This window comes from Rhodococcus sp. NPDC004095, assembly GCF_053604015.1.
In genome coordinates this window covers 322,331-335,344 of sequence record NZ_JBSGGS010000002.1, presented here as the reverse complement: position 1 = coordinate 335,344, position 13,014 = coordinate 322,331, and the positions used below count along the sequence as shown (strand labels likewise).

Annotated in this window: 12 protein-coding genes and 1 pseudogene; 4 read left to right on the top strand and 9 right to left on the bottom strand. The window is 69.8% G+C overall.

Annotated elements, in window-relative coordinates:
- Nucleotides 1-29 precede the first annotated feature (29 nt).
- Nucleotides 30-564, top strand: a pseudogene (locus ACWEPG_RS04615) (NUDIX hydrolase).
- Nucleotides 565-663: 99 nt separating this feature from the next.
- On the opposite strand, the gene arc reads toward ACWEPG_RS04615, so the two are convergent.
- On the bottom strand, nucleotides 664-2,439 hold the full coding sequence (gene arc, locus ACWEPG_RS04610) for a proteasome ATPase (RefSeq protein WP_450116694.1): 1,776 nt from the start codon (nucleotides 2,437-2,439) through the stop codon (nucleotides 664-666).
- Nucleotides 2,440-2,607: 168 nt separating this feature from the next.
- On the opposite strand from arc, the gene ACWEPG_RS04605 reads away from it, so the two are divergent.
- Nucleotides 2,608-3,105, top strand: a complete 498-nt coding sequence (locus tag ACWEPG_RS04605; RefSeq protein WP_450116693.1) for a nuclear transport factor 2 family protein — start codon at nucleotides 2,608-2,610, stop codon at nucleotides 3,103-3,105.
- 62 nt (nucleotides 3,106-3,167) lie between these two features.
- On the opposite strand, the gene ACWEPG_RS04600 is transcribed toward ACWEPG_RS04605, so the two are convergent.
- A complete protein-coding gene (locus ACWEPG_RS04600; RefSeq protein ID WP_450116692.1) occupies nucleotides 3,168-4,019 on the bottom strand; it encodes a tRNA (adenine-N1)-methyltransferase in 852 nt (283 codons plus the stop codon).
- 85 nt (nucleotides 4,020-4,104) lie between these two features.
- On the opposite strand from ACWEPG_RS04600, the gene ACWEPG_RS04595 reads away from it, so the two are divergent.
- Together ACWEPG_RS04595 and ACWEPG_RS04590 are read left to right on the top strand one after the other, a co-directional pair.
- The gene (locus tag ACWEPG_RS04595; protein WP_452593976.1) at nucleotides 4,105-5,019 is read left to right on the top strand and encodes a RecB family exonuclease; all 915 of its coding nucleotides are present in this window, start codon (nucleotides 4,105-4,107) and stop codon (nucleotides 5,017-5,019) included.
- A gap of 7 nt (nucleotides 5,020-5,026) precedes the next feature.
- Nucleotides 5,027-5,836: a thioesterase family protein gene (locus tag ACWEPG_RS04590; protein WP_452594070.1), complete on the top strand. Its 810-nt coding sequence runs from the start codon at nucleotides 5,027-5,029 to the stop codon at nucleotides 5,834-5,836.
- A 73-nt stretch (nucleotides 5,837-5,909) separates the two neighbouring features.
- Here ACWEPG_RS04590 and hisG read toward each other — a convergent pair whose 3' ends face one another.
- Genes hisG through ACWEPG_RS04555 form a run of 7 tightly spaced genes read right to left on the bottom strand, consistent with a single transcriptional unit; the run spans nucleotide 5,910 to nucleotide 13,011 of the window.
- Nucleotides 5,910-6,761 (bottom strand): ATP phosphoribosyltransferase, encoded by an 852-nt coding sequence (hisG, locus tag ACWEPG_RS04585; RefSeq protein WP_450116690.1) that lies wholly within the window; start codon nucleotides 6,759-6,761, stop codon nucleotides 5,910-5,912.
- Nucleotides 6,762-6,813: 52 nt separating this feature from the next.
- A complete protein-coding gene (locus tag ACWEPG_RS04580; protein ID WP_450116689.1) occupies nucleotides 6,814-7,077 on the bottom strand; it encodes a phosphoribosyl-ATP diphosphatase in 264 nt (87 codons plus the stop codon).
- Between the two features lie 45 nt (nucleotides 7,078-7,122).
- Nucleotides 7,123-8,787: a dipeptide ABC transporter ATP-binding protein gene (locus ACWEPG_RS04575; protein WP_452593975.1), complete on the bottom strand. Its 1,665-nt coding sequence runs from the start codon at nucleotides 8,785-8,787 to the stop codon at nucleotides 7,123-7,125.
- Nucleotides 8,784-9,635: an ABC transporter permease gene (locus tag ACWEPG_RS04570; RefSeq protein WP_452593974.1), complete on the bottom strand. Its 852-nt coding sequence runs from the start codon at nucleotides 9,633-9,635 to the stop codon at nucleotides 8,784-8,786. Before ACWEPG_RS04570 ends, ACWEPG_RS04575 begins: the two co-directional genes overlap by 4 nt.
- Nucleotides 9,632-10,579 (bottom strand): ABC transporter permease, encoded by a 948-nt coding sequence (locus ACWEPG_RS04565; RefSeq protein ID WP_452593973.1) that lies wholly within the window; start codon nucleotides 10,577-10,579, stop codon nucleotides 9,632-9,634. The genes ACWEPG_RS04570 and ACWEPG_RS04565 overlap by 4 nt, the downstream gene beginning before the upstream one ends.
- Nucleotides 10,580-10,582: 3 nt before the next feature.
- Nucleotides 10,583-12,082 carry an ABC transporter substrate-binding protein gene (locus ACWEPG_RS04560; protein WP_452593972.1) on the bottom strand — a complete coding sequence of 500 codons (1,500 nt, stop codon included), beginning with the start codon at nucleotides 12,080-12,082 and terminating at the stop codon, nucleotides 10,583-10,585.
- Nucleotides 12,079-13,011, bottom strand: coding sequence for a pseudouridine synthase (locus ACWEPG_RS04555; protein WP_450116684.1), 933 nt, complete (start codon nucleotides 13,009-13,011; stop codon nucleotides 12,079-12,081). The genes ACWEPG_RS04560 and ACWEPG_RS04555 overlap by 4 nt, the downstream gene beginning before the upstream one ends.
- Nucleotides 13,012-13,014: the final 3 nt, after the last annotated feature.

Sequence of the window (13,014 nt, the reverse complement as noted above, 5' to 3'; positions counted from 1 at the left end):
AGCCTAACCCCACGTGACACGATGAAACGATGGATCAGGCGACCGACGATCTCCCCCGCGACGAGATCGTCACCGTGTACGACGCCGACGGCAACGAAAACCGGCACCGCGCCGAGGTCCCGCGTGTACGCAGAGGGGCTGTGGCACGCGAGCTCAGGGGTGCTGTTGCGCTCGCTCGACGGCGCCCGGATCTACGTGCACCGCCGCTCCCCCGACAAGGCGGTCTTCGCCGGCATGCACGACTGCCTCGCCGGCGGCGTCGTCGACCCGGGCGAGACACCCGCGGCGACCGCTGCCCGCGAACTCGGCGAGGAGCTGGGGGTGCGGGACATCGCACTCTCTCCCTTGGCTCAGGTCTCCTGGGACGGCGTGTGGAACGGAAAGCCCCTGCGCTGCCACCTGTTCGCGTTCGAAGGCCGCTGGGACGGCCCCGTCGTGCACCAGCCGAGCGAAATCGTGGACGGCTGGTGGTGGACCGACGCGCAACTGCGCGCCCATCTCACGGACCCGTCGTGGCCGTTCGTGCCGGACACCCGCGCGCTGCTGACCGGAACGGTGTGGTGAGGCACGCGTTCGGCGATGACGTTCCCGCGACCGGCATGCGGCACAGACGGCGGTGGGGTGCAACGGGATTCCCGTTGCACCCCACCGCCGCACCCGTGACTACAGGTACTGACCGGTGTTCGACTCGGTGTCGATCGCGCGGCTGGCGCTGGCGTTCTTGCCGGTGACCAGCGTGCGAATGTAGACGATCCGCTCACCCTTCTTGCCCGAGATCCGTGCCCAGTCATCGGGATTGGTGGTGTTGGGCAGGTCCTCGTTCTCGGAGAACTCGTCGACGATCGAGTCGAAGAGGTGCTGCACCCGCAGGCCCGGGGCACCGGTCTCGAGCACGGCCTTGATGGCGTACTTCTTCGACCGGTCCACGATGTTCTGGATCATCGCGCCCGAATTGAAGTCCTTGAAGTACAGGACCTCCTTGTCCCCGTTGGCGTAGGTGACCTCCAGGAAGCGGTTCTCGTCGCTCTCCGCGTACATCCGGTCCACGACGCGCTCGATCATCGCCTTGACGCAGAGCGCCCGGTCCCCGCGGAACTCGGCCAGGTCGTCGGCGTGCACCGGCAGCGACTCGGTCAGGTACTTCGAGAAGATGTCCTGCGCGGACTCCGCGTCCGGGCGTTCGATCTTGATCTTCACGTCGAGCCGGCCGGGACGAAGGATCGCGGGGTCGATCATGTCCTCGCGGTTCGACGCACCGATCACGATGACGTTCTCGAGCCCCTCCACACCGTCGATCTCGCTGAGCAGCTGCGGCACCACGGTGGTCTCGACGTCGGACGAGACGCCCGAGCCGCGGGTCCGGAAGATCGAGTCCATCTCGTCGAAGAACACGATCACCGGAGTGCCCTCGGACGCCTTCTCCCTGGCACGCTGGAAGATCATCCGGATGTGACGCTCGGTCTCACCGACGAACTTGTTGAGCAGCTCGGGGCCCTTGATGTTCAGGAAGTACGACTTGGCGTCCTTGGCATCCTGTCCCCTGGCCTCCGCGATCTTCTTCGCGAGCGAGTTGGCGACGGCCTTGGCGATCAGCGTCTTGCCACAACCCGGCGGGCCGTACAGCAGGACACCCTTCGGCGGCCGCAGCGCGTACTCGTGGAACAGATCCTTGTGCAGGAACGGCAGCTCGACCGCGTCCCGGATCTGCTCGATCTGACGGCCGAGACCACCGATGTCGCCGTAGTCGACGTCCGGGACCTCCTCGAGCACGAGGTCCTCGACCTCGGCCTTCGGGATCCGTTCGAACGCATAACCGGCCTTCGTGTCGACCAGCAGCGAATCGCCGGGCCGCAGCTTGCGGGTCGGCGAGTCGATGTCCTCGTCGTCGGGGTGCAGCGTGGTGTCCGACGCGGCCACCGCCAGCGGATGCGCGAGCCAGACGACCCGCTCCTCGTCGGCGTGCCCGACCACCAGTGCCCGTTCCCCGTCGTCGAGGACCTCGCGAAGGGCGCAGATCTCCCCGATCCGCTCGAACGATCCCGCCTCGACCACCGTCAACGCCTCGTTCAGCCGGACCGTCTGTCCCGGCTTGAGCTCTTCGGTGTCGATGTTCGGCGAACAGGTCAGCCGCATCTTGCGCCCGGAGGTGAACACGTCGACCGTCTGGTCGTCGTGAGCGAGGATCAGCACGCCGTACCCGCTCGGCGGCTGACCGAGCCGGTCGACCTCCTCGCGCAGCGCGATCAGCTGCTGACGCGCCTCCTTGAGCGTGTCCATGAGCTTCGAGTTGCGGATCGACAGGGAATCCACCCGTGACTCGAGTTCACGCACCTGCTCGGGTGACTGGGCAAGTTGTCGGCGAAGTGCAGCGGCCTCGAGCTTGAGGGCCTCGAGTTCCGCCCTGGCAGCCAGCGAGTCCGGATTCTCTGTTGCGCTCATGTGCGACTCCTCCCAGTTCGATCCCCCAACGCTACCGCCGTGCGGGCGAAAGTGTGTTGCGACACTTGAGACGTCGCACACTCTGAGAAATCGGGCCGAACTCGACCCCTCCCAACCCATGTTAGCCTCACCTACATTCACCGCCGTTTGCCGAGGAAAGGGTCACCCGTGATCACCCGCACGTCACTCATCGCCACCGGAGCAGTTCTCGTCGCACTCGGCCTCACCGCGTGTGGCTCCGACGACGCCGACGACACCGCGACCGCGACCACCTCGGCCGCCGCGGCCACCACCGGCGCGGCCGCCACCAGCGCCGCAGCCGCGGCCGCGACCCCGACGTCCGAGGAACTGCAGGCCACCCTCGCCACCTTCTTCGACCCGGCGGTGCCCGCGGCGGACAAGATCGCCCTCATCGAGGACGGCAACGAGCAGGCTGCGGTCGTCGAGCAGTTCAACGGCGTGCTGCAGGGCTACCCGCTCACCGCCGAGGTCACCAAGGTGGTCGCCGTCGACGGTGACACCGTCACCGCGACCGCCACGATCGCCGGCCCGCACGGCGGTGCCCCGACGGACGTCACCTTCGACTCGGTGAACGGCACCTGGGTGATCTCCGACGACGCCGCCTGCACCCTCTTCGGCATGGGACGCCTCGCCTGCGTCAAGTAGGCGCCCGCGGCGCCGGTGCGTGATCTCCACCCCGGTCGGGGTGGAGATCACGCACGAGGGCGTCAGCCCTTGCTGGGGCGGCGCTGCGGCTTCGGGGTGACGGTTCCCTCCGCAAGCCGTCGGGCGCTCACCAGGAAGGCCGTGTGGCCCTGCATCCGGTGCTCGGGGCGCACCGCCAGCCCGACGACGTGCCAGCCGCGCACGATCGACTCCCAGGACCGCGGCTCGGTCCAGCACTCCTGCTCCCGCATCGCCTCGACGACCTTCGACAGCTGCGTGACGGTCGCGACGTAGACGATCAGCACACCGCCGGGGACGAGCGCCTTGGACACCGCGGGCAGGACGTCCCACGGCGCCAGCATGTCGAGCACGACACGATCGACCTGACCGTGGACGTCGGAGTCGTAGTCGGCGAGGTCGCCGATCGTCAGATCCCAGTTCTCGGGGCGGCCACCGAAGAAGGTCTCCACGTTCCGCACTGCATGCTCGGCGTGGTCCTCGCGCACCTCCCAGGACTGCACCTTGCCCTCCGGGCCGACCGCGCGCAGCAGCGAGCAGGTCAGTGCGCCGGAGCCGGCTCCGGCCTCGAGCACCCGCGCACCGGGAAACACGTCACCCTCGTGCACGATCTGCGCGGCGTCCTTCGGGTAGATCACCTGCGCGCCGCGCGGCATCGACAGCACGTAGTCGATCAGCAGCGGCCGCAACGCCAGATACGGCGTGCCGTTGGTGGAGGTGACGACGCTGCCCTCCGGGGTGCCGATCAGGTCGTCGTGCAGGATGCCGCCACGATGGGTGTGGAACTCCTTGCCCGGCTCGAGCACCACCGTGTACTTACGTGCCTTCGCGTCGGTGAGCTGGACGCGGTCACCGACCCGGAACGGTCCCGTCGGTCGACCCTGCAGCGCTGACATCTCGCAAACTCCTCTGTTGTTGTGTCCGGCGACCCTGGCGCCGGCCCCGACGGCGGTGTCGGGCCCGGGGCATACCCTGCCAGGCGTGAGCAGCCCCGCGACGACGCACCCCACAGAACCGGCCGCACCGCGTCCGGACGGCCAGACCGCACCCCGGCCGGACGGACAGGCCGCACCGCGGCAGCGGTCCCGGCCCGCGCTGTCACCCTCCCGGGCCGGCGACTTCCGGCAGTGCCCGTTGCTGTACCGCTTCCGCGCCGTCGACCGGCTCCCGGAGACCCAGACGACCGCCCAGGTCAAGGGGACGCTCGTGCACGCCGTGCTGGAGGCGCTCTACGCACTACCCGCACCCCGGCGGGACCGGTCGGCCGCCGTCTCCCTCGTCGCGCCGGCCTGGGACCGGCTGCTGGCGCAGACCCCGACCACCGCCGACGTGGTGCCGGACGCCGACCTGTCCGGGTTCCTCGACGACGCCCGCCTGATCGTCGAGAACTACTACCTGCTCGAGGATCCGACGGCCTTCGACCCGGAGTCGTGCGAGCTGCGGATCGAGACGGACCTCGACGACGGCGTCCCGCTGCGCGGGTTCGTCGACCGGATCGACGTCGCACCGACCGGTGAGGTGCGCATCGTCGACTACAAGACCGGCCGGGCGCCGCGGGAGGGTTTCGAGCAGCAGGCCCTGTTCCAGATGAAGTTCTACGCGCTGATGCTGCTGCAGACCCGTGGCGTCGTCGCCGCCCAGCTGCGCCTGCTGTACCTTACCGGCGGCGAGATCCTCACGTACACACCCGATCACGACGAGTTGCGCCGATTCGAACGGACGTTGAGTGCGATGTGGCGGGCCATCCTCGACGCCGCCGCCACCGGGGAGTTCGAACCCAGCCCGGGGCGCATGTGCAGATTCTGCGATCATAAGCTGCACTGCCCCGTCTTCGGGGGCACGCCGCCACCCTATCCCGGCTGGCCGCTCGACAACGAGGAGTTCGCCGGTGACTGACGCCGCCCTGCACGATTCGGCCTATTTTGTTGCACTGGAACCACTTCCGGACGGCACCGAGCGCTTCCAGCCCACCGGGCACACCCTGAGCACCTGGTCCCACGACATGCAGCACGGCTCTCCCCCGTCGGCGCTGCTCGCGCGGGCGGTGCGACGCTGCGACGCCCGGCCGGACACCCGGCTGACACGGGTCGTGATCGAGATCCTCGGCCCGATCCCGTTGACGGAGATCCGGGTGCGGTCGTGGATCGAACGTCCCGGTCGCCGAATCGAACTCGTGGTCGCCGAACTGTCCGCGGCCGGCCCGGACGGCACCTGGCGGGCCGTCGCGCGAGGAACCGGCTGGCGGCTGCAGACGGCCGACACCACCACCATCGCACATGCCGCCGACCCGGCGATTCCACCACGCGCCGCGGATGCGCCACCCCTTCCGGAGGGCCACTTCTGGCGCACCGGCTTCATCGACTCGGTGGAGTGGAACTGGCTGACCCCGATCGGCGCGCCCGGTGTCGGGCTCGCCTGGGGCAAGCCGCATCCCGATCTGGTGGACGGGGAACCGCTCGACCCCGTCGACCGGTTGTTCCTCATCGCGGACACCGCGAACGGAGTCGGCACGAAGATCGACCCAACCGAGTGGACGTTCCTGAACACGGACGTGACCGTGCACCTGTTCCGCGTGCCGGACGGGGACTGGATCGGGGTGTCCGCGGAAACCTCGTACGGCCCGGACGGCGTCGCGATGTCGTCCGGCGTCCTGCACGACGATTCGGGTCCGGTGGCCAGGGTGACACAGACCGTGCAGGTGCGGGCACGCTGACGCACTTCCCGGGACGACGACCGCGGCCCACCACGAATCATCGTGGTGGGCCGCGGTGCACGAGCGGCTCGGGTCAGAACGCCCGGCAGGTCCGGATGTCGGTCGCGAGAATCGCCTTGGCGCCGATCTCAGCGAGACGGTCCATCACGTCGTTGCTGCCCTTACGCGGCACCATCGACCGGATCGCCACCCATTCCTCGTCGGCGAGGGGCGCGACCGTCGGCGACTCGAGACCCGGGGTGATCGCGACCGCCTCGGCGAGCCTCGCCCGCGGGCAGTCGTAGTCGAGCATCACGTACTGCTGCGCACGCACGACGCCCTGCACGCGGGCGATCAGCTGGTTGCGGGCCTTGTCGTCCTGGTCGGAGCCCTCACGCTCGATCAGCACGCCCTCGGAGTCGCACAGCGACTCGCCGAACGCGACGAGGTTGTGCTGGCGCAGGGTGCGACCGGAGCCGACGACGTCCGCGATCGCGTCCGCGACACCGAGCTGGATGGAGATCTCCACGGCCCCGTCGAGCCGGATGACGGTGGCGTCGACGCCGCGGCGCGCGAGGTCGGCGCGCACCAGGTTCGGGTACGAGGTCGCGATCCGCAGTCCGGCCAGGTCCTCGGGCGTCCAGGTCTTGCCTGCAGGAGCCGCGTACCGGAAGCTGGAGCGGCCGAATCCGAGCGAAAGTCGTTCGGCGACAGCAGCACCCGAGTCCAGGGCCAGGTCACGGCCGGTGATGCCGAGGTCCAGTTCACCGGACCCGACGTAGATCGCGATGTCCTTCGGCCGCAGGAAGAAGAACTCCACCTGGTTGGTCGGGTCCAGGACGGTCAGGTCGCGGGAGTCGGTGCGGCGGCGGTAGCCGGCCTCGGTGAGGATCTCGGCGGCGGATTCGGACAGGGAGCCCTTGTTGGGCACTGCAACGCGCAGCATGGTGTTCCTTCCTTCGAAGGCGAGGGGTGTCAGGGAGTCGAGGTGGGGCGACTCACAGATGTCGGTAGACGTCCTCGAGCTTCAGTCCGCGGCCGATCATCAAGACCTGCACCCAGTACAGCAGCTGCGAGATCTCTTCCGAGAGCTCCTCGTCGCTCTGGTACTCGGCGGCGATCCACACCTCGCCGGCCTCCTCGATCACCTTCTTGCCCTGGGCATGGACACCGGCGTCCAGCGCGGCCACGGTGCCGGAACCCTCGGGACGGGTGACGGCGCGGTCGGACAGCTCGGCGAACAGCGAATCGAAGGTCTTCACGGGTCGCAATTGTTTCACAGCGCCGGACCGGCACTGCTGGCGCACTCAGCCTTCCGGTCGGGTGAGCGTCGGAGCGCTCGCGATCAACGTCCGGGTGTACGGATCGAGTGGGCGTTCGTAGACGTCCTCGGTGGGCCCGCACTCGACGATCCGGCCGCGATGCATCACCGCGACAACGTCGCACACGTGGCGGATCACCGCGAGGTCGTGGGAGACGAGCAGCAGGGTCAGATCGTGCTCGGCGACCAGCCCGGCAAGCAGGTCGAGGACCTGCGCGCGAACCGAGACGTCGAGTGCGCTGACCGGTTCGTCGGCGATCAGGATCCGGGGCCGGGTGATCAGGGCGCGGGCGATGGAGATCCGCTGTCGCTGTCCGCCCGAGAACTGGTGCGGATACCGCTGCGCGGCGTCCGGGTCCAGCCCGACGTCGGTGAGCATGGCCGCCACCAGGCCATCGGCACCGGTCCGGTCGGTGAGCGGTTCGGCGACGATGTCGGCGACCCGCATCCTCGGGTCGAGGGAGCCCATCGGGTCCTGGAAGACGATAGAGACGTCCCGGCGCAGAAAGCTCAGGTCACGTTCCCTCGCGCCGACGATCTCCCGCCCCGTGACCCGGAGGGAGCCGGCGGTCGGGGTGTCCAGCGCGCACAGCAACCGGATCAGCGTGGACTTGCCACTGCCGGACTCGCCGACGATCCCGAAACGCTGCCCGGCCGCGACGTCGAACGACGCGTCGGCCAGAGCGTGCACGGGTTCCGGCCTGCGCCACAGCGACTCGCGGCTCCCGCGGTAGGTGCGGGACAGGCCGCGCACCGAGATCAGCGGGTCGGTTTGCTCGTTGAAGACCAGCGCCGCCCCGGATACGTGGCCGGTGTCGGCGGACTCCCCGTGACCGAGCCGGGACGCCTCGAGCAGGGACCGGGTGTACGGATGCGCCGGATCGCCGAACACGTCGTCGATCGGGCCGGACTCGACGATCTCGCCGTCGCGCATCACGAGCACCCGTTCGCACAATTGCGACACGACCGCGAGGTCGTGGGTGATCAGCAGCAGGGCGGTGTCGTGCTCGCGGACGGTGGTGTCGATCAGGTCGAGGATCTGGGCCTGCACGGTGACGTCGAGCGCGGTGGACGGCTCGTCGCAGATCAGCAGCCGGGGCCGGTTCGCCATGGCGATCGCGATCAGCACGCGTTGCCGCTGCCCGCCCGACAACTCGTGCGGATACGACCGGGCGATCCGCGCGGGATCCGGCAGGTTCACCGCGGCCAGTAGGTCGAGCACCACGTCGCGGCGCGCTCGGCGGCTCAGGTCGCCGCGGCCGTGCCGCGAATTGCCACGGTGCAGTGCCAGCACCTCCCCGACCTGGTTGCCGACCCGCATCAACGGGTTCAGCGCGCTCATCGGCTCCTGGAAGACCATCGAGACGTCGTCGCCGCGAAGTCGCGTCCACTCCCGCTCGGACAGGTCGAGCAGGTTGCCGGGGGTGCCGTCGAGACGCACCGACCCGGACGCGGTCAGCTGGTCCGGCAGCAGGCCCATCACGTTCAGGGCGGTCAGCGACTTCCCGGAGCCCGACTCGCCGATCAGCCCGAGCCGCTCCCCCGCATCCAGCCGGAAGCCGACTTCGGAAAGCAGTGTCCGCTCGCCGGCCCGGACGCCTAGGCCGGTCACCTCCAGCAGCGGCGCGGTCATCGCGCCACCCCCCGTCATCGCGCCACCTTGGGGTCGAGACGGTCCCGCAGGCCGTCGCCGAGCAGGTTGAAGCCGAGCACGGTCACCGCGATGGCCAGACCCGGCCACAGCATCACCATCGGCTCCAGGTACAGGTACGGCTGCGTCTCCTGCAGCATCCGGCCCCACGACGGTGTCGGCGGCGGGGTGCCGAACCCCAGGTACGACAGCGCCGCCTCGGCGAGCACGGCGAGCGCGAACGTCACCGACGCCTGCACGATCAGCTCGCTCGAGATGTTCGGCAGCACGTGCCGGGCCGCGATCGAACCCCGGATGCGGCCGCTGGCCCGCGCGGCGAGGATGTAGTCCTGCGCCATCACCTGGCGGGTGCCTGCGCGCGCGACCCGCGCGAATCCCGGCGCGGCCCCGATGCCGAGCGCGACCATCGCGGTCACCGTCGAACCGCCCCAGATCGCGGCGAAGATGATCGCGAGGAGCAGCGCGGGGAAGGCGAGCAGCACGTCGTTGCCGCGCATCAGGATCTCGTCGGCGGGGCCTGCCCTCATTCCGGCGCTCACCCCGAGGGGAATCCCGATGACGGCGGCCACCGCGACCGCGACCAGGCCGACCAGCAGCGTCGTGCGCGCACCGACCAGCAGGATGCTGACGATGTCGCGGCCGAAGTCGTCGGTGCCGAGCCAGTGCGAGCCGTTCGGCGGCAGCAGCCGGGCGGACGGGTCGACGACGGTCGGGTCGAAGGGCGTCCACACCAGCGAGACCGCGGCCGCGACCACCACCAACGCGACCAGCACCCCACCCACGACGAGGGTGCCGGGTATCCGCGGCGCCTCTCGCCGCTTCCCGCTGCGCTCCGCGGGCCGCGTCATGTGCCACTCCTCAAGCGGGGGTCGATGACCGTGTAGAGGAGGTCCACCACCACGTTCAGCAGCAGCACCATCAGCACCAGCACCATCACGATGGACTGCACCGCACCCATGTCCCGCTGGCTCACCTTGTCGAGCAGCAGGCTGCCCAGCCCGGGGACCACGAACACCCGCTCGATCACGACGGCTCCGATCAGCAGCGCACTCAACTGCACCCCTGCCACCGTGATCACCGGGACCGCGGCGTTGCGCAGACCATGCCGCAACAGTGCCCGCGTGCGGGTCAGCCCCTTCGCGCGCGCGGTGCGCAGGTAGTCCTCCCCCAGTTCGTCGAGGACGGCGGAGCGCACGTAACGGGTCAGCACGGAACCCTGGACGAGTCCCAGCGCCAACGCGGGCAACGCCAGGTAGGACAGGAACCCGCCGATGCCCTCGATCGGGGCCTGCCAGCCGCTGGACGGCAGCCACCCGAGTTCGACGGCGAAGACCGTCGACAGGAGCACTCCGGCGAGGAACGCGGGGATCGCGATGCCCACCTGACTGATTCCGCCGATCAGCGTCCCGTCCGGCTTCCCCGCACGCACGGCCGCGGCGACCCCGAGGGGCAGCGCGATCAGCAACGCGACGACCATGCCCGCACCGACCAGCCACAGCGTCACCTGCAGCCGGTCCAGGATCTCCGGGCCGACCGGCTGCCGGGTCAGGTACGAGTTCCCCATGTCACCGCGCAGCATCGCCCACACCCAGGTCACGTACCGTTCGGGCAACGGTGCGTCGAGTCCCATCGCCACCCGCTCCCTGGCGACGTCCTCCTCGGATGCCTGCACCCCCAACGCGATCCGCGCCGGGTCGCCGGGGAGCACGGCCAGCATCGCGAAGACGAGCACCGACGCGACGGCGGCGGTCAGCGCGAAGATGCCCAGCCTGCGGGCGATGGTCACCAGCATCGCCTACCCCCGCCGCACCCGGGACAGGTCCATCGCCAGGCTGGTGGCGTTGTGCGGCAGGCCGGTCAGATCCGAATCCGCCACCACGAGAAGCGGGAACAGGAACAGCCAGTCGGCGGCGGCGTCGTCGGTGATCGTGCGGGCGACCTGCCGCATCTTCGCCACGTGGTCGGCGGTGTCGGCGGCGTCGGCCTCCGCGAGCAGCGCGGTCACCGCGGGATTGTCGTAGCCCCAGTAGAACTTCGGATTGCCGAAGGTGACGATGTCGTGCGGCTCGGAGTGCTGGATCACCGACATCTGGTAGTCGTGCCGGGTGAACACCTGGTCCAGCCAGACCGCGGGGAACTCGACCGGGTTGATCTGCACCCGGAAGCCGACCTGCTGCAACTGGGAGGCGACGACCTGCGCGGACGCGGTCGCGTACGGCAGGTTGGGGACGTCGAAGCGCACCGCCGGGTTCGGCGTCCCCGCCTCGGCGAGCAGTGCACGGGCCCGGTCCGGATCGAACGGGTACACCCCGGTCAGATCCTCGAACCAGGGGTCGGTCGGCGGCACCATCGACCCGATCAGTTCGCCGTAGCCGGCGTATGCGGTGTCGCGCACCGCCTTCCGGTCCACGGCGTACATCACCGCACGCCGCACCCGGATGTCGTCGAACGGGGCGACGGAGCCGTTCATCGACAGCACCACCTCGCCGTTGGTGGTGCCCTGTGTGACGGTGAATCGCGGATCGGCGGTGAATTGACCGAGCAGCTGCGGCGCACCGAGCCCGAAGATCACGTCGACGCCGCCGCTGCGCAGCGCGTTGGCCTGTGCTGTCGCATCCGCGAAGTACCGCAGCCGGACCTGCTTCATCGCGGGCTCCGGACCCCAGTACCGGCGGTTGACGCTCAGCTGCAGCTCCGAACCGGGATTCCAGCGGGACACGGTGTACGGGCCGGTTCCGATGGCGGTGCTCGCCAGCTGGGCGACTCCGGTCGGGCTGAACATCGCCCCGATCGGTCCCGTCATCGCGAACAGCCACTCGTTGCTGGGCCGGCTGAGCACGACCCGCGCCAGGTCCGGGCGTGGGGTCTCGACCCGGTCCACGACCGCCATCGCGCCCGGGGTGTTCGCAGTCCAGTCGCTCTTGACCCGGTCGATGCTGAACTTCACGTCGTCGGAGGTGAACGGGGCGCCGTTGCTGAACGAGACGTCCGGGTGCAGGGCGAACTCGTAGACGGTGCGGTCGGGGCTGACGGTCCACGAGTCCGCGAGCAGTGGCACGATCGCACCGGAGTCGTCGAGCCGCACGAGTCCCTCGTACACGTTGTCCAGCAACGCCTGCGGGATCGCCGCGCCCGCGGTCCGGGTGAAGTCGAGATTGTCGGGCTTCGCGGTCAGTGCCACGGTGAGGGTGTCGGGTCCCCCGGTCCCGGACAGCCCGGCCCCGGCCGCGCATCCGGCCACCGCCAGCGCGGTGACGGCGGCCAGCGCGACGGCCCGGCCGAGACGAGAGATCATGGCAGCGATCCTGCCACGGCGCTGCCGACGGACAGCGTTCTCCTACTGCTGAACACGCGTGTTTCGCCGGTGACCGGGTCGTCGTACCGCACGCTCCGGGCCAGCAGGCGCAACGGATCGGTGAAGTCGCCGGGCTCCCGGTCCCGCAGTGCCGGGTAGAAGTCGTCGCCGAGGATCGGCAGGCCAAGTGACCACATGTGCAGCCGCAGCTGGTGGGTACGTCCGGTGGTGGGCAGCAGCCGATAGCGGGCGTGGTCGCCGAGCACCTCGATCTCGTCGATCTCCGTGTGCGCGTTCGGTTCTCCGGGAACTTCCCGTGCCGTCGGCTCCCCGTGTCGCTTGTCGATACGGCTGCGCACCGTGGTCGGGAACTCGCGGCCCGGTGCGTGCGCGGCCAGGGCCTCGTACTCCTTGACCACCCTGCGCTGCTCGAACAGCTGCTGATAGGGCCGGCGCAGCGCCGGGTCGGTCGTGCAGACGAGCACGCCCGCAGTCATCCGGTCGAGTCGATGAGCGGGCACCAGATCCGGCAGGTCCAACTCGCGGCGCATCCGCACCACCACGGACTCGCGGATGTGTCGTCCGCGCGGGATCGTGGCCAGGAAGTGCGGTTTGTCGACGACGAGCAGACCCTCACCGTGATGGAGCACGTCCACTTCGAACGGCACCGGCTCCTCGGCGGGCGGCTCCCGATAGAAGTGGACGAACTGCCCGGACCGGCACGCATCGTCGGGTCCGAGCGGCCGCCCCGACCGGTCGACGACCTCGCCGGCGGCGAATCGGGCGTCCCAGTCGTCCGCCGGCGCGACGGCGGACAGGTAGGCACCCAGCGTCGGCGCCGGGTGGTCGTCGGACACCCGGATCCGGTCGGGGCCGAGGCCGTCCCGCAACGGCAGGGGTGGACGGGTCACGGCCCGCCGGCGCGCCATCGC

Bases quoted from the DNA above. Each gene is read 5' to 3' on its own strand.
- ACWEPG_RS04575 (WP_452593975.1), bottom strand. From the start codon at position 8,787: ATGACGGGGGGTGGCGCGATGACCGCGCCGCTGCTGGAGGTGACCGGC.
- ACWEPG_RS04570 (WP_452593974.1), bottom strand. From the start codon at position 9,635: ATGACGCGGCCCGCGGAGCGCAGCGGGAAGCGGCGAGAGGCGCCGCGG.
- ACWEPG_RS04555 (WP_450116684.1), bottom strand. From the start codon at position 13,011: ATGGCGCGCCGGCGGGCCGTGACCCGTCCACCCCTGCCGTTGCGGGAC.
- ACWEPG_RS04565 (WP_452593973.1), bottom strand. From the start codon at position 10,579: ATGCTGGTGACCATCGCCCGCAGGCTGGGCATCTTCGCGCTGACCGCC.
- arc (WP_450116694.1), bottom strand. From the start codon at position 2,439: ATGAGCGCAACAGAGAATCCGGACTCGCTGGCTGCCAGGGCGGAACTC.
- ACWEPG_RS04600 (WP_450116692.1), bottom strand. From the start codon at position 4,019: ATGTCAGCGCTGCAGGGTCGACCGACGGGACCGTTCCGGGTCGGTGAC.
- hisG (WP_450116690.1), bottom strand. From the start codon at position 6,761: ATGCTGCGCGTTGCAGTGCCCAACAAGGGCTCCCTGTCCGAATCCGCC.
- ACWEPG_RS04560 (WP_452593972.1), bottom strand. From the start codon at position 12,082: ATGATCTCTCGTCTCGGCCGGGCCGTCGCGCTGGCCGCCGTCACCGCG.